Origin of the sequence: Kocuria subflava, assembly GCF_012163155.1 — a bacterium.
GTDB classification, from domain to species: domain Bacteria; phylum Actinomycetota; class Actinomycetes; order Actinomycetales; family Micrococcaceae; genus Kocuria; species Kocuria subflava.
Genome location: NZ_JAAVUN010000018.1, coordinates 1 through 18,376 on the forward strand (window position 1 = coordinate 1; position 18,376 = coordinate 18,376).

The 18,376-nt window shown below is 61.9% G+C and carries 16 protein-coding genes and 1 pseudogene; 8 read left to right on the top strand and 9 right to left on the bottom strand.

What is annotated here, in order from left to right; genetic code table 11:
* Positions 1-1,056: 1,056 nt before the first annotated feature.
* Positions 1,057-1,497 (bottom strand): VOC family protein, encoded by a 441-nt coding sequence (locus tag GTW58_RS09525; protein WP_119933228.1) that lies wholly within the window; start codon positions 1,495-1,497, stop codon positions 1,057-1,059.
* Positions 1,498-1,593: 96 nt separating this feature from the next.
* Here GTW58_RS09525 and GTW58_RS09530 point away from each other — a divergent pair, with 96 nt between their 5' ends.
* Positions 1,594-2,115 (top strand): pyridoxamine 5'-phosphate oxidase family protein, encoded by a 522-nt coding sequence (locus GTW58_RS09530; RefSeq protein WP_157980511.1) that lies wholly within the window; start codon positions 1,594-1,596, stop codon positions 2,113-2,115.
* Between the two features lie 88 nt (positions 2,116-2,203).
* Here GTW58_RS09530 and GTW58_RS09535 read toward each other — a convergent pair whose 3' ends face one another.
* Complete coding sequence (locus tag GTW58_RS09535; protein ID WP_157980512.1) at positions 2,204-2,917, bottom strand: MOSC domain-containing protein; 714 nt, start codon at positions 2,915-2,917, stop codon at positions 2,204-2,206.
* A 104-nt stretch (positions 2,918-3,021) separates the two neighbouring features.
* Between GTW58_RS09535 and GTW58_RS09540 the strand changes: the two genes are divergently transcribed.
* Entirely contained in the window at positions 3,022-4,383 is a 1,362-nt protein-coding gene (locus GTW58_RS09540) for an NAD(P)/FAD-dependent oxidoreductase (RefSeq protein WP_119933231.1), read from the top strand.
* A 7-nt stretch (positions 4,384-4,390) separates the two neighbouring features.
* Positions 4,391-5,683 (top strand): annotated as a pseudogene (locus GTW58_RS09545) (FAD-binding dehydrogenase); the annotation flags it as partial.
* 54 nt (positions 5,684-5,737) lie between these two features.
* On the opposite strand, the gene GTW58_RS09550 reads toward GTW58_RS09545, so the two are convergent.
* Positions 5,738-6,628: a Fic family protein gene (locus GTW58_RS09550; RefSeq protein ID WP_168023503.1), complete on the bottom strand. Its 891-nt coding sequence runs from the start codon at positions 6,626-6,628 to the stop codon at positions 5,738-5,740.
* 782 nt (positions 6,629-7,410) lie between these two features.
* Here GTW58_RS09550 and GTW58_RS09555 point away from each other — a divergent pair.
* Entirely contained in the window at positions 7,411-7,611 is a 201-nt protein-coding gene (locus tag GTW58_RS09555; RefSeq protein WP_157980514.1) for a hypothetical protein, read from the top strand.
* A gap of 395 nt (positions 7,612-8,006) precedes the next feature.
* Positions 8,007-8,234: a hypothetical protein gene (locus GTW58_RS14335; RefSeq protein WP_119933234.1), complete on the top strand. Its 228-nt coding sequence runs from the start codon at positions 8,007-8,009 to the stop codon at positions 8,232-8,234.
* Positions 8,235-8,342: 108 nt separating this feature from the next.
* Here the strand turns inward: GTW58_RS14335 and GTW58_RS09560 are convergent, their stop codons facing one another.
* Positions 8,343-10,955 (bottom strand): replicative DNA helicase, encoded by a 2,613-nt coding sequence (locus GTW58_RS09560; RefSeq protein ID WP_119933235.1) that lies wholly within the window; start codon positions 10,953-10,955, stop codon positions 8,343-8,345.
* Between the two features lie 381 nt (positions 10,956-11,336).
* Positions 11,337-11,696, bottom strand: coding sequence for a hypothetical protein (locus GTW58_RS09565; RefSeq protein WP_157980515.1), 360 nt, complete (start codon positions 11,694-11,696; stop codon positions 11,337-11,339).
* A gap of 140 nt (positions 11,697-11,836) precedes the next feature.
* On the opposite strand from GTW58_RS09565, the gene GTW58_RS09570 reads away from it, so the two are divergent.
* The 3 genes from GTW58_RS09570 to GTW58_RS09580 all read left to right on the top strand — a co-directional run bounded on the left by GTW58_RS09570 (position 11,837) and on the right by GTW58_RS09580 (position 14,362).
* Positions 11,837-12,346 carry a MarR family winged helix-turn-helix transcriptional regulator gene (locus GTW58_RS09570; protein WP_119933237.1) on the top strand — a complete coding sequence of 170 codons (510 nt, stop codon included), beginning with the start codon at positions 11,837-11,839 and terminating at the stop codon, positions 12,344-12,346.
* Positions 12,347-12,494: 148 nt separating this feature from the next.
* Positions 12,495-13,655 carry an LLM class flavin-dependent oxidoreductase gene (locus GTW58_RS09575; RefSeq protein WP_047688610.1) on the top strand — a complete coding sequence of 387 codons (1,161 nt, stop codon included), beginning with the start codon at positions 12,495-12,497 and terminating at the stop codon, positions 13,653-13,655.
* A complete protein-coding gene (locus tag GTW58_RS09580) occupies positions 13,652-14,362 on the top strand; it encodes an FMN reductase (RefSeq protein WP_119933238.1) in 711 nt (236 codons plus the stop codon). Before GTW58_RS09575 ends, GTW58_RS09580 begins: the two co-directional genes overlap by 4 nt.
* Positions 14,363-14,532: 170 nt before the next feature.
* Here GTW58_RS09580 and GTW58_RS09585 read toward each other — a convergent pair whose 3' ends face one another.
* The 4 genes from GTW58_RS09585 to GTW58_RS09600 form a co-directional block, all read right to left on the bottom strand.
* On the bottom strand, positions 14,533-15,036 hold the full coding sequence (locus tag GTW58_RS09585) for a nuclear transport factor 2 family protein (RefSeq protein WP_209436490.1): 504 nt from the start codon (positions 15,034-15,036) through the stop codon (positions 14,533-14,535).
* Between the two features lie 114 nt (positions 15,037-15,150).
* Positions 15,151-16,191 carry an ArsA family ATPase gene (locus tag GTW58_RS09590; protein ID WP_047688606.1) on the bottom strand — a complete coding sequence of 347 codons (1,041 nt, stop codon included), beginning with the start codon at positions 16,189-16,191 and terminating at the stop codon, positions 15,151-15,153.
* A 10-nt stretch (positions 16,192-16,201) separates the two neighbouring features.
* A complete protein-coding gene (locus GTW58_RS09595; protein WP_198673435.1) occupies positions 16,202-16,483 on the bottom strand; it encodes a cory-CC-star protein in 282 nt (93 codons plus the stop codon).
* A complete protein-coding gene (locus GTW58_RS09600) occupies positions 16,480-18,195 on the bottom strand; it encodes a carbon starvation CstA family protein (RefSeq protein WP_047688602.1) in 1,716 nt (571 codons plus the stop codon). The genes GTW58_RS09595 and GTW58_RS09600 overlap by 4 nt, the downstream gene beginning before the upstream one ends.
* Positions 18,196-18,376: the final 181 nt, after the last annotated feature.

An 18,376-nucleotide genomic window follows, 5' to 3' on the forward strand; every position in this document is an offset into this window, starting at 1 on the left:
CGGCACCGCCAGCGAGATCCTCACCGCCACCGGCACCGAATGGCCAACACACTAAATTGGCACGACTCGGGTCCTACCAGGACCTGCCGCGCAAGTCATGCACCTAGTTTTTACCGGCGGAACAGGTCAGCCTTTAGGAAATGGGTGGAGAATTGTAGCCAAGAAAAGGGACTTCTATGTTGAACCATTAGGTGATTCAACTTCATCCCCATTTCATATTTCTGCACACGGACCTCAGGGGAGGCACATTAACCATCGATTCCACATAAGGGTCGACGAAGCCAATTTTCACCAGAGGGGACTGATCTACAATCACAGCATCCCCAAAGGGGGCGCTGAATTTACGGGCAAGAAAATAGCCGACGATGCTTATCACATACTGAGGCTGCGGTGGACCTGGCATTTAGGTCGCCCACGATACGTCCGACACTATTCTCCTGATTATCCGTTGACGCAAACACTGGATGCTGATCAAGCCTACAAAATGGACAAGCCCCTGGAGGTAAACGAGGTGTGGGATGTCGATTTGATCGCGTCGTACCACCGTCCATACATGCCCCACATGGGAGCATTTTGGCCAGATGCTTCAAGAACTGCACCCCCAGCAAGATTCGGACCCATCCTTAACGCAGCGGGGATGTATCTAACTGGCACCTCCTACAGGCGAACAGAAACTCGTTTCAAAACTCCCCGTAGAGTGAACCCGCCCCTACCTCGGAAAGGTCAGACGCCTAACAGGATTCTAGTTGGAGGTAGCGACCACGAAGGGCTGTATTGGCTAAATCAAACGATCACGTCGTTAGACATTATAACCGGGGATAAGGACTACGTATATGCTGAATGGCCAGCCTATTCAACCGCTGAGATCTGATTGCGTCCACACCCGTCACATTGGCATCGTTACCCAAGAATTCTGGACCTTTCGCACTCAGAGCTTGTCACTGAGCCTCAGAGCAACGGCTCCCAAATGAATCCACCGCTGCCGGAGAGAAGTCCATCCCACACCGGACGACTCCGGACAGGCTGAACGATTGGTCTCATGTCAGTACGCACCCCCTAAGCCCGCCCGCTCTCCGACAGGTCCGGGTTCTCCTCCATCGGCACGAACACGCAGAACGGGTGGCCTGACGGGTCCGCGTAGATGTAGATCTGCTCATCAGGGTCATCGGTCTCGGTGGCCAAGACCTCAGCGCCCAAACCAACGGCCTTCCGGTGAAAGGCTTCCAATTCCTCACCGGATGACACCACAAAATCCAGGTGCGCCTGCTGTGGTCGCTTGGGATCAGGCCACTGGGCGCGCTCCAGGTGATCCACGCGCTCGAATGACAACCGAACACCCGCAGCCCCCTGCAGTGTGCACCAATCTGTTGCATCATCACTGGTCAGGTCGGTCAGATACTCCCACCCGAAAAGCTGGTGGTAGAACTCGGCCAGCCCTTTGGCGTCCTCGGTGTCCAACACAATCGCCCGCAACTGGGGTTGAACTGCTCCGCTCATGACTCCTCCTTCGTCGTCGTTCTGATGAGGCCACATACCTGTGAACCCGCCCAGAAGCCTCGCCCCGGACTCCCGAACACACCTACAGTAAGCACCATGACTACTTCTGAGAGCACCCCGTCCGTCACCACCGATCCCGCTGAGGTCAAGAAGGTTCACGACCTCATGGAGAGCGTGGACATCGCCATGCTGACCACCACCGACTCCGAACCCGGCAGCTCCCGCCTTGTCAGCCGCCCCCTGTCCACCCAGGTGGCTGAGGACGGGGACATCCTGTTCCTGGTCCGCTCCTCCAGCTCCGTGGCCGCGGACGTCCGCGCGAACGGCGAGGTCAACGTGGCTTACGCCTCCAACAAGGCCTGGGTTTCGGTTTCCGGCACGGCCACTGTGGTCAACGACCGCGAACTGGTCAAGGAACTCTGGTCCAAGGGCGCGGACGCGTTCATGGAGGGCGGCCCGGAGAACCAGGACAACGTGGTCCTCAAGGTCAACGGGGACACGGCGACCTACTGGGGCGGCGAGTCCCTGATCGGCACCGCGGTCAAGACCATTGGCGCCATCCGCAACAAGAACGACGACGACGCCCAAGGCGGCCCCACCACTGTTGCCCTGCCCTGACTGTGACTGATTCCGGTCCATGACGTTTGAGTGGTCGCTCTACTGGTTCATCAGCGCTGATGGGCCAGTAGATCGGCCACTCAACGGTCTAACGGTCTGACCCCAGCCCGAGACTCCCCGGCAAGACTCGAACCGAATCCCCCACGTTCACCCCGCCCGGGCCAACAACCGCGCATCCATATCCCAGCAACAAGCCCGGGCGGAGCCGGCCCAACAGGGATGCATCCCGATTCCCGGTCCTGGCGTGGTGGTTGATGATCACGCATCGCTCCAGCTCACGCTCCACTTCCAGCACCGCCTCACCCATGACCAGCCGGGTTCCTACGCCCATGGACAGGGGTTGCCCCCGATCATCCAGGACAACATTGGCTCGGTAGCGGGCGACGTCGTGGGGAAGATCCTCCAATTCCGAGCGCAGCAACACGCTGACGGGTGAGGACCACAGGAAGTGACCGGGGCCTTCCGCGCACGCCAAGTACAGGCGCTGCCCCGCGGCTACTGACACACGGTGGGCCAAAGGCCCATCGAATACCCGCGCAGTCACGGGCCGCGAGTAGTAGCGAACGGTCTGCGGTCGGCCGTCAAAGAGGACGTGCTCGGCACCCGGGAGATCAGCTGAACCTGCAGAGAGCCCCACCATGGCGGGATGATCTGTGGCCTTGATGCACGTCAGGTCAGGGGTGACGGGAGACCAGTGGCGGTCCCCCACCACGCCGTCGCGGGTCAGGTGAACGTCAGGAGCCGAGGACCAGGACAGCCCCTTGACCACGGCAAAGCCCAGGGCGTCCACGGTGGTGCTCATGCGGAACATTGAATCACTGACCGTGCAGTGCCGCGTCCACGGAAGTCCTATTCTGGCTGTGATCGACCCCGGATCACGCGGGGGTCCAGTCAGGAGGCAGCACCGTGTTCGGAACACGCCGCACATCAACCACCACACCGCAGGACTACGCCACGTTGCCCCATGTGGTGATTGTTGGCGGCGGTTTTGCAGGGACCAACGCGGCAAGGGCGCTGAAGAACGCGGATGTGCGCATCACGCTGGTGGATCGCAACGTGTTCAAGACCTTCCAGCCCCTGCTGTACCAAGTGGCCACGGGCGGCTTGAACCCGGGGGACGTCACCTTGTTCCTGCGCAGCCTGGTGCGGGAGATCCCGAATCTGCGGGTGCGCCAGGGTGAGGTCCTGGGCGTGGACCCCCGCACCAAGACCATCACCGTTGAACAAGGTGAGGACCGGCCGGCCACGCTGGATTACGACTACCTGATCATTGCCAATGGGCTCACCACCAACTTTTTTGGCACCACCGGCGCGCAGAAGCACACCATGCCCATGTACACGCGGCAGCACGCCACGGCCATAAGGGACCGGATCTTTGCGGAGTTGGAGCGGACCAACCGTTCGGATCACGATGACCACCTGGTGATCTCCGTGGTGGGCGGCGGAGCCACCGGCGTGGAAATCGCAGGTGCCCTGGCGGACTTCCGCCGTGATGACCTCACGGTCATGTACCCGGAGATGTCCGAGGAAGTGCTCCACATCCGGGTGGTCCAGCGCGGGACTGATCTGCTCAAGCACTTGGATCAGGAGATCCGTGACTACGCAGCCTCCGAACTGCGCGAGCGCCAGGTGGAGCTGACCATGGGGCAGGGCGTGCACGAGGTCGGTTACGACTGGGTGACCCTGGCCGATGGAACCCAGCTGGAATCAGACATCACCATCTGGGCTGCCGGCGTGGGCGCAGATGACCAGATCAAGGGCTGGAATCTGCCGTTGACCGAACACGGTTTGGTGGAGGTGGATGAATCGCTACAAGTCAAGGGTTTGACTGGTGTATATGCCGCAGGTGACATAGCTGGTCAGGTCCAGCAAGTCCCTCAACAGGCCCAACCTGCCATCCAGACAGGTGTCCACGCAGCCCGCATGATTCTGGCGGACCTGCAGGGCAAGCCACACACCGCCTTCAGCTACCGGAACCTGGGTGAGGCTGCCACCATCGGGCGGCGCGACGCCGTCGTGTCCCTCCCCAACGGCACCAACATCACAGGTACGGCTGGGTGGTTGGCGTGGATGACCGTCCACGTGGCCAAGCTGATCGGCAAGCGCAACCGGCGGGCCGTGGCCGTCAACCTGTTCTCCCTCTACGCCGCACGCCGCGCCAGCCACAAACCGAACCCGGTCACGGGTGATGTGGATTCCATCAACGCCGCACGCGTGTTTGCTGAGATGGCCGGGACCCGCAGATTCGGCCCAGGCCACCGGGGCTGAGGCATTCAAACAGCGGCGACTAGGCGTTCGCGACTCACTAGAACTGGTCACACGGGACTGGATGGGCAGTGCCCGGTTCGACCGGCCCGAGGACTACTGGCACCGTTCATCCGGCGGGTGCGGGAGCATGAAGAATCCGGCCGCCTCCGCTTTGCCTTCCGCCACCGGGTGGATGGGTTGCTGGTGGTGGCCGGTCGCGTCGTCGGTGTTCAGGGAGCGGTCCTTGAACACCGACGACGGCGCCCCGCGGCACCGCGTCCAGCCGCACCCAGACGGGGCTTTCCAGATCATGGGGCAGGCCGTCGTCGTGACCTCCGGGGGTATCGGCGGGGATCACGATCTGGTGCGGAAGGTCTGGCCGAAGCGGCTGGGCACGCCGCCGGAGACCATGGTGTCCGGGGTGCCTGCCCATGTGGATGGGCGCATGCTGGCCATCAGTCAGGCCCGTGGCGCGCGGGTGATCAATCCGGACCGGCTGTGGGCGTACGTGGAGGGTGTGCGCAACTGGGATCCCATTTGGGCCAATCACGGGATCAGGATTCTTCCCGGGCCGTCCTCCCTGTGGCTGGATGCCTCCGGACAGCGCCTGCCAGCGCCGTTCTACCCTGGGTTCGACACCCTGGGCACGCTGAAACACCTGCGCGAGACGGGGCATGACTACTCACGGTTCGTGCTGACGCAAAAGGTGATCGAGAAGGAATTCGCGCTCTCCGGATCCGAGCAGAATCCCGATCTGACCGGCAAGGACCATCGATTGCTGCTGGCGCGGTTGAAGTCCGGAGCCCCCGGGCCGGTGGAGGCCTTCAAGGAACATGGGCAGGACTTTGTGGTGGCCAACTCCGTGGAGGAGCTGGTGGCAGGGATGAACCGTGTGGGTGAGCCGGGGATGATCTCGGAAGACCACCTGCGCGAGTTGCTGGAGACTCACGACCTGGAGATCGGCAAGAAGTTCAGCAAGGACGCCCAGGTCACAGCGGTGCGCGGGGCTCGGCAGTATCTGGGTGACCGGTTGATCCGAACCGCCAAGCCACACAAATTCCTGGACCCGCGCAACGGTCCGTTGATAGCGGTGCGGCTGAACATCCTGACACGCAAGACTCTGGGCGGGCTGGAAACGGACCTGTCCGCGCGATGCCTGACCGAATCCGGCCAGGTCCTGCCGGGGCTCTACGCCGCCGGTGAGGTCAGCGGGTTCGGCGGTGGAGGGATGATGGGCTACAACGCACTGGAAGGCACCTTCCTGGGAGGGTGCCTCTTCTCTGGTCGCGTAGCGGGACGGGGTGCTGCTGGGGATGTGTGATGGGGTGAGTCCGAGCCGACGCTGACAGACTGAAGCTGCCGGCACTTACCTTGGTCAATCCCGCAAGATTGATGGCAACATACCCAACTCGTCCAAGCGCTGCACCACGTGAATGGTCAGGTCGTTCTGCCACAGACTGATCGCATACTTCTGTGGCTTTCCCACCTTCTGAAGGTAACCGGACTTTACCAATCGGCCCAGTTTTTGGCTCCTTGAGGACAGCGTCCCGGGGGTCACCTCGCTGAGCTCCCCCGCCTTGCTGGTACCGCGCCGAGCAACCTCCTGCAGAACGTCTCCATCGCTCTGCGCAAGCCTCCCTTGCGCAATGGCCTTGTTGAGAGCCTCCGCAAAGACTTGGTCGACCACGTAGGAGCGATCAGCCAGTTGGGTCATACTGGCCAAGTCATCCCGCAACCCGCGAATCACGTAACTACACCAGGCGAGTGCACTGTCATCCGACAACGAATCTGCTTGAGCCAAGTGGTCGTAGTACGCCTGTCGGTCCGCCCCGAACACCGCTGTCGGGTTCAACGGACGGGCAGTACTGAGTGATGTGTAGCCACGTTTGATGAGCATGGCGTACGTCAGCAGTCGGGAAACCCGACCGTTCCCGTTGGCGAACGAGTGGATCCACACGAATCGATGGTGGACCAGTGCAACTTGAAGTAGCTGGTATTGGGGCCGGACCTCCCGGTTGGCGAACTCCAAAAGTTGATTCATATCCGGCTGGACACTGTTGGGGCCCGGCGGCAAGTGGCGGGCCCCCGCAATCGCCACACCCGCCTCTCGGTAGCTCCCGGGGTGAGGGTCGCCTTCGCGCTCCAGACCGTTCACCGACATTCTGTGAAGGTCTCTGACCAACACGTGCGACAGCTCAAGCATGCCTTGAGCCGCAAGGCGTTCGATGTACTCGGTCGCCTCCTCCAATTGAAGAATCTCGCGCACAGCGTCCGCGGCTTGGTCGCCGGTGATTTTGGCTCGCCGAGCCTCAGCGACGACGTTGGAGACCGTGGTGCGATTCCCTTCAATGCGGGCAGACATCATGCTGGTGAGGACCTGAAACAACCTGCGGAGCTCCAGGATGAACGGGTCGTCCAGGCCCCCGTCCTGAAGTCCAGGCGAACCCGCTCTAGTTCGATCAGGTCAGAGACCAGCTGGCTGGAGAAGTCAACTTGAGGGAAACCGATGGCTTGCACCTCACAAAGTTTACGTCAAGGTGCCACAAAACTTTAGACGCCTGGCATCTGTTGTGGTCTTGACAAGGCGAGATAACCGCTGGATCTGAGAGAAAAGTTGCGTTCAACTCCATGCGAAAGTTGATGTCCACGCTCGGCACCGCAATCGCAAGCGCGTGCACGTCATGAGTGTCCATCCGCGCCTGACCACCACCCCTCATAGGACGGAAACCAGCACCCTCCGGTCGCTGGATCCGCCATCGCGAGTAATCACGGTGTACTGTCCGCAACGCCTCCGCACAACCCGGGGCATCCTTACCCGTCAGCTCGATCCGATAGCATCGGCTCGTGCTTGCCGTTCAGTTCTTTCGTGACATGGTCCCGCTCAGGGCGGCCCTCCTACTCGCAGTCGGCGGTTTGACCGTGACAATGACGACCCACGCTGCGATTCTCGCGGGCCGGATCCCATGCACCGATGTCAGTGGGGGCCGAGTGACGGATCCAGCCCGCGGGCGTCGGGTTGCCGTTACAAGCATCTGCAGTCTTGTGCCGGTGGCAGTTCTCGCGGCGCGTGGCCTCGGAGCCGCCGAGGAAGTGTCCCAGGCTGAACGGGCCCTCCTCGGAGTCCTGGCCGTGGCAGCACTGGCCAGTGTTCCGGTCCAAGCACTGGGCACCAGGTTCGAACGCCGTTACATGGCCCCCACCGCCGCGGCCTTGGCAATCGGTCTGGGACGTCTGGCGATCGAACGCTGAACCACCTGAGGACTACGGGGTGACGAACCCCCAAAGCCTGCCTTGCCGGATTTGGTATATGTCTCTGCTCAGTCAATTCCCCGCGGTTTTCTTCGTTGTCACTCATCGTCACTGTGCTCGGGTGCCCGCCCATCGCCACGTTCACCCCGAAGTCGACCGGTACGTTCCAGTTGATGGAGTTGTTGTTGGTCACGGAAAATCCCCCAGCCAGCCGGCGCTCAAACGAGGGTTTCTGGTAGACGGCAATGAGCTCCAGACCCACGGAGGTGGGAGTCGATTTCTAGGTCGCGTTCGGGGAGGTGTGCCACGAGCGAGCCATGAGGGTGAGCCGATGGGCAACCAGGTGTCCTGAGGGATTTCGCGACGCGCATGAGCGAACTGTTGCGACTTCGGTGATGTGGAGGCACACTCTCATCGTCCGGGACACCCTGGCCGTTCGCACGGTCGTCTTGCCGTTGCACGATGCGCTCATGGAGGACCTACTCGACACCGTCGTGGCGCGCGCTGACGGCTCTGCCGAGCCCTCGGGGCACGCGGCGCGCCAGTCCCTGAGCACTGCGCAAAAAGCCCAGCGCGCAGTCGCTGTCCGCCGGAACCAACGACCCCTGACCGCCCACCACTAAGCCCACCAGCACTTGCGAAACCTTATGGTTCGGTGCCGTTCTGGCGCATAGTTGTTGTAAACCATGTCGCAGACGCAATTGGCTCGGCCGCGACGCGCGCGGCCCGCCTCAGAATCCTTCGTGCGCCATGTTTGCGAACCTCGAGTAGTGACCCTGAAAGGCCACCACGATGGTTTTGGTGGGACCATTACGGTGCTTGGCAACAATCACATCAGCTTCACCGGCTCGTGGTGATTCCTTGTCATAAACATCATCACGGTGCAAAAGGATCACCATATCCGCATCCTGTTCAATCGAGTTGTGAACACTAATACCGTTGGCCACAAAGTTGTGGGTCCCAACCACCGTGGCGTCAAAGACTTCCTCTTCACCGTCGTACTGGATGCTCTTGATCTGGTCCCAGAAGACGTCATTGGTCGCCTCGACCTCGAGCTCTTCCGAGTCAAGCACTTCCGCAATGCGAGCCAGCCGCTGCCGGGACGGAGCCGACTTGTACAGTGCCGATCCGCAGTACTGAGTTCCCAAGGCCGCCTGAAACTGCCTGACAGTCATCCCTGATTCAGCCAGGATCCCTCGGACCTTGTCCCAGACCTGAACGGGAACAGTGTCCACGTTGGTGTTCGCGCGTTTGGCTTCCAAAATCTGCAGCAATCGCTGTGCGTTTGTTGCACGCTCGCCATGCACTCCGATGCCCTGGAGAAAGCGTTTCTGATCATCGACTCCGTTGATGTCCAAGGTGTAACCCCGGCGATAGCTGGCTTTCAGTGTTGCGTACTTGATGCGGCTCATGATTCCAAACCGAAGCAGGAGCTGTGACACTCCGTTCAACAGGGGCAAGGAGGTTGATCCGTAGTAAATACGGCCGCCTTGTTGGCTCTTGTGGACTGTGACAGAACCATCCGTGGCCCACAAGTGACTGAGGAACAACGCAATTTGACGCTTGGGCAGCGCAAAGACTTCTTCCGGGACAAACTTCTCCCAGCTGCGCTTGTCGAAGAGGCCAAGCTCATCCATCCAACGCGCAATGGGGTTCCTCTTGCCATGAGTCAACCGGAAGGGTGCAGGGAAACGTACGGTGGTGCACCTGGCCACCGCATAGTCATCCCGCACTGCAGTCACCCCAAAGTGCCGTGCAGCGGTGGTCACGGCCGCAATGTTGAGTTCATCGCGTGTGGCGTAACGAATGGGCTGACGCTTGATGCACGAACCGTCTCCGATCATGTGTGCCAGCATGATGACTTCCTGGTCATCCCAGTGAACACGTCCCGACGGCCCATCCACATGCCGAGGAACCGCAAGCCGGGAGCCCTCAGTCATCTCGGACAAGGGCATCCATCCCTCGTACGTGAAGAACTTGTGATTGGCCGTCGCTCGAATCTCCCGACCGGAGGTCATTGTGAGTTTGTACACGGGCTTCACCCCGGTCGAGAACACGTGAGTCAGCGGACGCTCCACATAACGCATGTTGCCGTCCAAGGTCCACACCGGGACATCGCGCGCACCAGAGGCGTAGAGCTCACCCATGGTGGTTTCGGCACCCGTGTCCGCACGCAGGATGCGGGTATCTGCGGTCAGGCACCCCGATTCTCTCAAGTCAGAAACCATCGGCCGCTTGTCCGTTCGTTGCTCAGAACCACGGTTCAACTGGGACAGCGCGATAACCGGAACTTCCAATTCCTTGGCCATCAACTTCAAAGCACGAGAGAATTCAGAGACTTCCTGCTGACGGGACTCAACCCGTTTACCGGAGCTCATCAGCTGCAGGTAGTCCAGGACCACCAGTTTGAGGTCGTGCTTCTGCTTGAGCCGCCTGCACTTGGCACGAATCTCCATGAGGGACATATTCGGAGAGTCGTCAATGAACAGCGGCGCAGAGTCCAATTTTCCCATGGTGGAGGCGATCTTCTGCCACTGCTCGTCCCGCAGTCCACCCTTGCGGAGGTCCTGCAGGTTGATGGTCGCTTCAGCCGAAAGAATCTTCAGAGCAATCTCATTGCGCGCCATTTCCAGGGAGAAGATGGCGGTGGTCATGTTGTGCTTGATGGCAGCCGATCTGGCAATGTCGATGGCGAATGTGGATTTCCCCATCGCCGGCCTGGCTGCCACCACAATCATTTGGCCGCCTTGCAGACCGTGGGTCAGTTCGTCGAATTCCACGAATCCACTGGGCACACCCTGCATGCCGGATTTCCCGGCGGCCTGTTCGATTTCGTCAACGGTGGCTTCCACAACCTCTTTCAAGGCCACGTAGTCCTCGGAGTTGCGGCGCTCGGCCACGCTCATGATTTCGGCCTGGGCCTCGTTGACCAGGGTTTCCACTTCACCGTCCTGGGCATAGCCCAGTTGCACAATCTTGGTGCCGGCGCCCACCAGGCGCCGCAGCACCGCGCGCTCCTGAACAATTTCCGCGTAGAACCCGGCGTTGGCTGCCGTGGGAACGGAGGAAATCAGCGAGTGCAAGTAGGCGGCACCTCCCACGTGGTCCAGGTCCCCGCGCTTGGTGAGCTCATCAGCCACCGTGATGGCGTCCGCGGGCTCACCCTTGCCGTACAGGCTGACGATCGCCTCATAGATCGACTCGTGCGCCGGCTTGTAGAAGTCGGCCCCCACAACCACTTCCACCACGTCCGCAATGGCGTCCTTGGACAGCATCATGCCGCCCAGCACGGACTGCTCGGCAACGTTGTCGTGCGGGGGTGTGCGCACCAGATCTTCGGACACGCTCGGCCTTTCAGGGGGTTGGTGGATCAACGACGACGAACGCCGCTGAAAGTCTCTCCATTGTGTCCCATGCTTCGGACGTCACAAGCTCCGGCAGAGTGCGCTGGAGACCGTGCCACCCCACAACGTGGACCCACCCCCCACAGCTTGTGGATAACTTGTGGAATGCGTGTGGGGATCGCAGGGGGAATTGTGCGTTGAGCGTGCACAACTTGTGGATGCCTGTGGACAACTGAATTGCTCAACCCAGGGTTGAGAGATCTATCACGCCTAGTCAGATTGGCTCATAGAGCGCAAACACGCTGCCCACACTGTTTTCCACAGCAGTTGTCCACATGCCACCCACAGGGTGTTCTAGATCTGGGGAAAAGATCCACACAATCAGATGGTCAGGACGGTCTGCAGCAGAATCAACAGGGTGGCCGGGGAGACCATCACGGTGCCGATCAGCACCACCACGTTCCACGGGCGGTGTCGCCGGTACGTCACGGCGCTGGCCAGCGCAGTCAGGAACGCACCCACGTCGGCCAAAGTGGCCAGCAACAACCCGCCGATGAAGCTGATGGACATCATGGCCGCCGTCCCGGTGTTCCCCAGCACGAATGCCAGCACCAGACTGAGCAGGGAGAGCACCCACAGCCCCACAGCAATGGGCAACAGCCTCTTTTCAGCGGAACCACGACGGCGGGGGGCGGCGTCGTGGGTGTGTGCAGTTGCTGACTTGGATTGGGAGGAACTCACGCCCAGCATCCTGGCACACCCTGCGGCGAGCGCGGCCACCAAGCCCTGCAACTCTGGCAGTTCAGACCATGAATCCACCGAGCGCTCAACAGTTCGTCCAGACTTGAGTGACATGTCACCTGTTTACTAGGATTGAGGGCATGTCCGCAGCAGAATCTCCCGCAGCAGCCCCCCAGACCCCATGGTTGACCGATGACCAGCAGCGCATCTGGCGCAGCTGGCTCTCCGCCAGCTCGCGGGTTCCGGCGCGGCTGGGGCATCAGCTGCAACAGGACTCTGGGCTGTCCCTGCAGGACTACGAGGTCCTGGTCACCCTCAACGAGGCCCCGGGTGGCTCCTGCCGAATCACCGAGCTGGCCACCATGCTGGAGTGGGAGCGTTCGCGCATGTCACACCACTTGAACCGGATGGACAAGCGCGGGCTGATCCGCCGTTACGCCTGCCCGGATGACGGCCGCGCTCAACTGGTTGAACTTACGGACAACGGCCACGTCGCCCTGGAGAAGGCCGCACCGGGGCACGTCAACGCCGTCCGCTCGGTGCTCTTCGATGCCCTCAGTGACCGGGATGCAGCGGAGTTGGGGCGCATCACGGCACTGATTGCAGCTCACCTGGACAACCAGAGCTGCACCCTGTCGGGCAAGGGCTAACCAAGCCCAGATCCATCACGGACGCAACTAGTTGACATGTCACCCAATAGTGCCCATACTTATACGTGATACGTCACGTAACTGACGAAGACCAGACAGACCCCGGACGTGACGCATCTCCACGGGATCTGAGCAAGGAGTGAACACCATGCAGTTCGGTATCTTCAGCGTCGGCGATGTCACCACTGACCCGACCAACGGCACCACCCCCACGGAGGGTCGGCGCATCCAGGCGATGACCAAGTACGCCCTCAAGGCGGAGGAAGTGGGCCTGGACGTCTTTGCCACCGGCGAGCACCACAACCCGCCGTTCGTCCCGTCCTCCCCCACCACGCACCTGGGTTACCTGGCGGCGCAGACCACCAACCTCAAGTTCTCCACGGCCACCACGCTGATCACCACCAACGATCCCGTCAAGATCGCCGAGGACTACGCCTTCCTGCAGCACATCTCCGGCGGGCGCGTTGACCTGACCATGGGCCGCGGCAACACCGGCCCGGTTTACCCGTGGTTCGGCAAGGACATCCGCGACGGCATTCCCCTGGCCATCGAGAACTACCACCTGCTGCGCAAGCTGTGGCGCGAACCCGTGGTCAACTGGTCCGGCAAGTTCCGCACCCCGCTGCAGAACTACACCTCCACCCCAGCGCCCCTGGACGGAGTTCCCCCGTTCGTGTGGCACGGTTCCATCCGCTCCACGGAGATCGCCGAGCAGGCCGCCTATTACGGGGACGGCTTCTTCCACAACAACATCTTCTGGAACATCGAGCACACCGCTCAGATGGTGAACCTGTACCGCCAGCGCTTTGAGCACTACGGCCACGGATCTGCCGACCAGGCGATTGTGGGCCTGGGGGGTCAGGTGTTCGCCGCGAGCACGGAGGCCGAGGCCAAGCGGATTTTCCGCCCGTACTTTGACAACGCCCCGGTCTACGGCCACGGCCCCTCCATGGAGGACTTCACCCGCGCCACCCCGCTGACCGTGGGCACCGTGGACCAGATCATCGAGCGCTACCTGGGTTACGCCGATCAGGTGGGTGACTTCCAGCGCCTGCTGTTCCTGACCGATCACGCGGGCCTGCCGGAGGAGATGGTGCTGGAACAGATCGAAATCCTGGGCAAGGAGATCGTGCCGGTGCTGCGGACGGAGTTCGAGCGTCGTCGTCCGGCGCACGTCCCCTCCGATCCCCCCACCCACGCCTCCCTGGTGGCCCAGGGCCCGGATTCCCCGCACCTCAAGGTCACCAACGCCGTGGTCCCGGATTCCACCAACGACGACGCCGCTCACACTCAAGGAGTCGCACGATGACCCGCCATCTGGTGGTGATTGCCGCCGGTCTGTCCAACCCGTCCACCACGTCCCTGCTGGGCGAGCGCATTGCTGATGCCGTGACGGCCCAGGTGGGCGGTCGCGGGGAGAGCGTGTCCGTGGAGTACATCGAGCTGCGGGACCTGGCCGTGAACCTGGCCCACGCCATGACCACCGGCGGCCTGCCGGATCCGGTGTTGGACCAGGTCAAGCGGACAGTCTCTGCTGCTGATGGTCTGATTGCGGTCACACCGGTGTTCAAGGCCTCCTACACGGGATTATTCAAGAGCTTCTTTGACGTTCTGGACCAGGACGCCCTGGTGGACATGCCGGTGCTGATCGGCGCCACCGCCGGGACACCTCGGCACAGCTTGGTGCTGGACTACGCCTTACGGCCGCTGTTCACGTACATGCACGCCACGGTGCTGCCCACAGGAGTCTTTGCGGCCACGGAGGATTTCGGTGCGGACGGCTCCGAGTTGGAGCGCAGGATCAATCGCGCCGCCGGGGAACTGGCCACGGCCATGGTCTCCACGCAAACCGGTGTTGCCGGGTTCATGCAGGAGGGCCTGGGTGCAGGGCCCGTGCCGGCGGACCAGGGCGGGGCGTCGTCGTCCGTGGGAGGTGCACGCCGTCAGTCGGGCACGGAGCTGAAGCCGGCGGTCACGGACTTCACCACCTTGCTCCGGGGCCACGACGGTTCCTGAGCCCCCACTCCTGAGCCCACCCTCCGGGGAGGCCCCATCCCCCGAGCAGTGAGTTGTTCCGGCCATGGAGGCTCCCCACCCACCGAGCACTGCCTTGTGCCGTCCATCAGCTCTGATGGGCGGCACAGCTCACTGCTCAGCGAAAGGTAGTGGGAGATGACCGGAAATACTCACCTCACGTTCGGACCGTGGGTGTCCGGGTGGGTGGTGCCTCTGTGTGGATCCTGGATTGGGTCGGCCAGCGCCTCGGGGTGACCATGATCTGCCACCACACGCAATGCGCGCTCCAGAACTTGCAGGTTCTCCAAAGTTTCTACATCGGTGACCTTGCCCCACCGCAACGTCAAGAGCTGGAGCACCACGTTGCGGTACTGGGACCCGTCGGGCAGATCGCCACTGACCCTGGTGTTGACAGCCACCCTTGTCTGCCACGGCCCACCGGTGATCAATACCTCGCGGACATCAAAGCAAGCACCGGGGAGAAGCCGTCCGACTCGTTCCCACCACGCCTCCATAGACGCTCGGGTACTTCGAGTCCCACCTAGAGCATGCTCCCCGTGGAAGTGGTATGTGAAGTCGTCAGCCAATCCGTCCAACATGAAGTGATAATCACCCGCATTAATGGCATCAAATGTCTGTCTGATCTTCTTGGCGACCATCCGTTTGTAGATCATCCGTCCTCCATTGGGTGTGGTGCTCAGTTTCAGCGGCTGCCGAACAGTGAGTAGTACCGGCCATGGAGGCCCCCATTCCCTGAGCAGCGGGAGGTGGCCGAAATAAGCCACCAGCTACAGGCATTCCCCCAGGTTACTGAGGCCGTGCTCGCCCAGAATGTCCTCACCCAGCAGCGGGACTTCCACGCAAGGATGATGCGGCAATGCCTGGTGCAGAGTCTGCAGGTGCACCTCCTCATGACGCCGCCGCGCCGCCAACAAGTCCCCCGCAGCCTCCGGCGAGCGCTTGTTGACCACCAGGGCTGCAACCGCCATGCCGGATCGGCTCAGCTGCTGTTCCAGTTCAATGGTCTCCAACACAGGGAGCCGTTCAGCCGCCAACACTGCAATGAATGCCGTCTGTACCGGATCCTGCAAAACCTCACGCAACATCCGGAAGCGGGCTTGTCGGTGGTCCAGGATCTGGCGGATCTCAACGTCCCGGCGGGATCGTCGGTCCCCACCGGATCGCCACAACCTGCTGGGGCCACGCCCGTCACGGCCAGAACCCTCACGGGATGAACCGATGATGTCGGCGGCGGCGCCGTCATCGTCGCGTTCCAGGCCGCGCAGTGCGGCGCTGAACTTGGCGGACCGGTCCTGGCGGCGCAGCAGACCCTCCGTCCAGGCCTGCATGAGCTCAGGCAGGGCGATCAGGCGGGTGGTGTGCCCGGAGGGGGCGGTGTCAAAGATGACCAGCTCGCCCGGTTTCCGGTTCTCCACCACTTGCGCCACACGTTCCAGCACCGCAGCCTCATGGGTGCCAGGAGCATCGCGGGCAAGCTCCAGGTGCTTGGTCACCTCACCCTGCAAGTGTTCTGGCATGAGGCGCTGCATGGTGGTACGCACCGCTGACAAATGGGCATCCGTGGTCCGTTGCGGATCAATCTCCAGACCCCGCAGCCGGGGTGCCAACTCCACCGGGGAGTCTCCCACGGAGCATTGCCACAGATGCCCCAGGTTGTGCGCGGGGTCAGTGGAGACCACCAGCACACAGCGCCCCGCCCGGGCCGCTTTCAAGCCCAGAGCGGAGGCCACTGCGGTCTTTCCCACACCACCTTTGCCGCCCACAAACACGACGTCGCGGTTGGCCACCAGGTCCTTGAGAACGCTCATGTGGGATCTCCTAACAGCATGAGATGTGCTCCAAGGGGCTGCGTTCCAGGCCCATCCGACGGTGCCAGTCATGGAACTGGTCATACACGGAGGGCAAAAGTTCGATCGTGTAGTAACTGGCGGGGTTGGGCACGCCCAGAGCTTCGGACATCACGATCACCATGAACAGGTCGTCTTCATCCTGCCGAGCCCTTGCAAAAGTCCGCCGGTAAGGCCCGCTGTAGAAATCCTGCAGTCCCGCCCACACCCGTGACAGGCGTGAACGGGACTGCCGGGAGGCGGAGCCGGTCACCGTCGGCCGACTCGCTCTGCCTCTTGTTGGGCGATCTCCGCCAGTTCGGCGTCGTCATCACCGGAGTAATTGCGGGCGCCCTTCATGGCGATCACCGCTTCCACAATCACCCACAGGGCTGCCACCAGGATGATCACGTCCAGCACCAGCAACAACCAGTTCTGGTCCGCGTAGAACGTGCCCAGCTGGATGAACAGCGCGTAGACGGTCATGGCGGCCACGAACACCAGCGGAATCAAAGCAGGCAACGGGGTGATTCCGCGGCGCATGAGCATGATGGCCACGATCGACAACGTCAAGGCCGCCATCAGCTGGTTGGTGGTGCCGAACAGCGGCCAGATCAGCATGCCGCCGGAACCATCCGCCCCGGCACCAAAGGTCAGGGCCAGTGCCACACCCACAGCGATCAGGGTGGCCAGGAACTTGCCCAGTCGAACCCCGGCCAGTTCGCCAATCTCCTGCACCACAAAACGCTGCAGGCGGACACCGGTGTCCATGGTGGTGGCGGCGAACAGGATGGCGGTGGTGGCCATGACCGTGGCAGCCAGGGACTGCGGCAGCCTGATCCCGTTCTCCACAATGGTGCCGCCGCCCTCCACAAAAGCGGCCACACCGCCGTCGTTGAACGCCTGGTACACGGCTTCCCACTGCTGCAGCGTGGCGTAACCGGCGGTGGTGGCGATGATGGCACCCAAGGCCAGCAGGCCTTCACCCACGGCACCGAAGTACCCCACAAATCGGGCGTCGGTTTCCTTGGCCAACTGCTTGGAAGAGGTTCCGGAACTCACCATGCCGTGGAAGCCGGAAATGGCACCACAGGCAATGGTCACAAACAGCAGCGGCACCAACGACGGCGTCCCGTCCGGCACGTTGGTGTTGTAGACGGGGGCAACGATCTCCGGACGGGCAATCAGAACCGACCCGTAGAGAATGCCCAGAGCAATGAACAACTGCAGACCGTTGATGTAGTCACGCGGCTGCAACAGCATCCAGACCGGCAGCATGGAGGCGATGCCGGCGTAGAGGAAGAGCAGGATGATCCACACAGCACGGTCCGGCAGTCCGAACACGGTCTCCGGCAGAGCCAGCGGGACGTTGCCGCCGATCCAGATCAGCGTGTAGAGCGCCACCACGCCCACCACGGAGACGATCGGCAGGTTCCACTTGAGGCGGTAGATCGCCTGACCCACCAGCAGGGCCACCAACAACGCACCCCACGTGGGGATCACGGCGGTGGGGGTGGAGATCAGCAAGTTGGTGATCACCACGGCAAAAGCCGCGTTGACCATCAGCAACAACAGGAAGATGACCACCAGGAACAGGTTGCGGCCGCGAGCACCGATGTAACGCCCGGAGAGCGCACCGATGGACTGCCCGCGGTTGCGGATGGATGCCCACAGCGCACCCAGATCGTGCATTCCGGCAAAGAAGATGGTGCCGATGGTGACCCACAGAAACGCCGGTCCCCAGCCCCAGATCACGGCGACGGCGGGGCCAACAATCGGTGCCGCTCCCGCCACGGAGGTGAAGTGGTGACCCCACAGAACGTACTTGTTGGTGGGGACGTAGTCCACGCCGTCCTCCAGTTGGACGGCGGGGGTCTTGCGTGAGTCATCCAGGTTGTAGATGTGCTGTGCCAGGAAGCGTGAGTAGAGGAAGTAGCCGCCCAAGATCATGAGAATGCCGATCAGGGCGAGAACCAAGGAGTTCATGAGGGGGACCTCCGGTCGGTGGGCTTGTTGAAGGCTCGCAGTCCGGGCAACACATCTGCGCAGCAGGTGGTGCATGCCCCGTGGATCGAACGGATATGTTGAAAGTCACAGAAGTCTAGTGGGTGGCCTCCAAAATTTCCGGCAACCCACCCACCAAGGCCGGCAGATGAAAATCAGATGG

Excerpts from the sequence above, each read along its gene's own strand:
- GTW58_RS09525 (WP_119933228.1), bottom strand. The coding sequence starts at position 1,497 with ATGAGCGGAGCAGTTCAACCCCAGTTGCGGGCGATTGTGTTGGACACC.
- GTW58_RS09530 (WP_157980511.1), top strand. The coding sequence starts at position 1,594 with ATGACTACTTCTGAGAGCACCCCGTCCGTCACCACCGATCCCGCTGAG.
- GTW58_RS09535 (WP_157980512.1), bottom strand. The coding sequence starts at position 2,917 with ATGAGCACCACCGTGGACGCCCTGGGCTTTGCCGTGGTCAAGGGGCTG.
- GTW58_RS14335 (WP_119933234.1), top strand. The coding sequence starts at position 8,007 with ATGTGGAGGCACACTCTCATCGTCCGGGACACCCTGGCCGTTCGCACG.
- GTW58_RS09570 (WP_119933237.1), top strand. The coding sequence starts at position 11,837 with ATGTCCGCAGCAGAATCTCCCGCAGCAGCCCCCCAGACCCCATGGTTG.
- GTW58_RS09575 (WP_047688610.1), top strand. The coding sequence starts at position 12,495 with ATGCAGTTCGGTATCTTCAGCGTCGGCGATGTCACCACTGACCCGACC.
- GTW58_RS09580 (WP_119933238.1), top strand. The coding sequence starts at position 13,652 with ATGACCCGCCATCTGGTGGTGATTGCCGCCGGTCTGTCCAACCCGTCC.
- GTW58_RS09585 (WP_209436490.1), bottom strand. The coding sequence starts at position 15,036 with ATGATCTACAAACGGATGGTCGCCAAGAAGATCAGACAGACATTTGAT.
- GTW58_RS09590 (WP_047688606.1), bottom strand. The coding sequence starts at position 16,191 with ATGAGCGTTCTCAAGGACCTGGTGGCCAACCGCGACGTCGTGTTTGTG.
- GTW58_RS09600 (WP_047688602.1), bottom strand. The coding sequence starts at position 18,195 with ATGAACTCCTTGGTTCTCGCCCTGATCGGCATTCTCATGATCTTGGGC.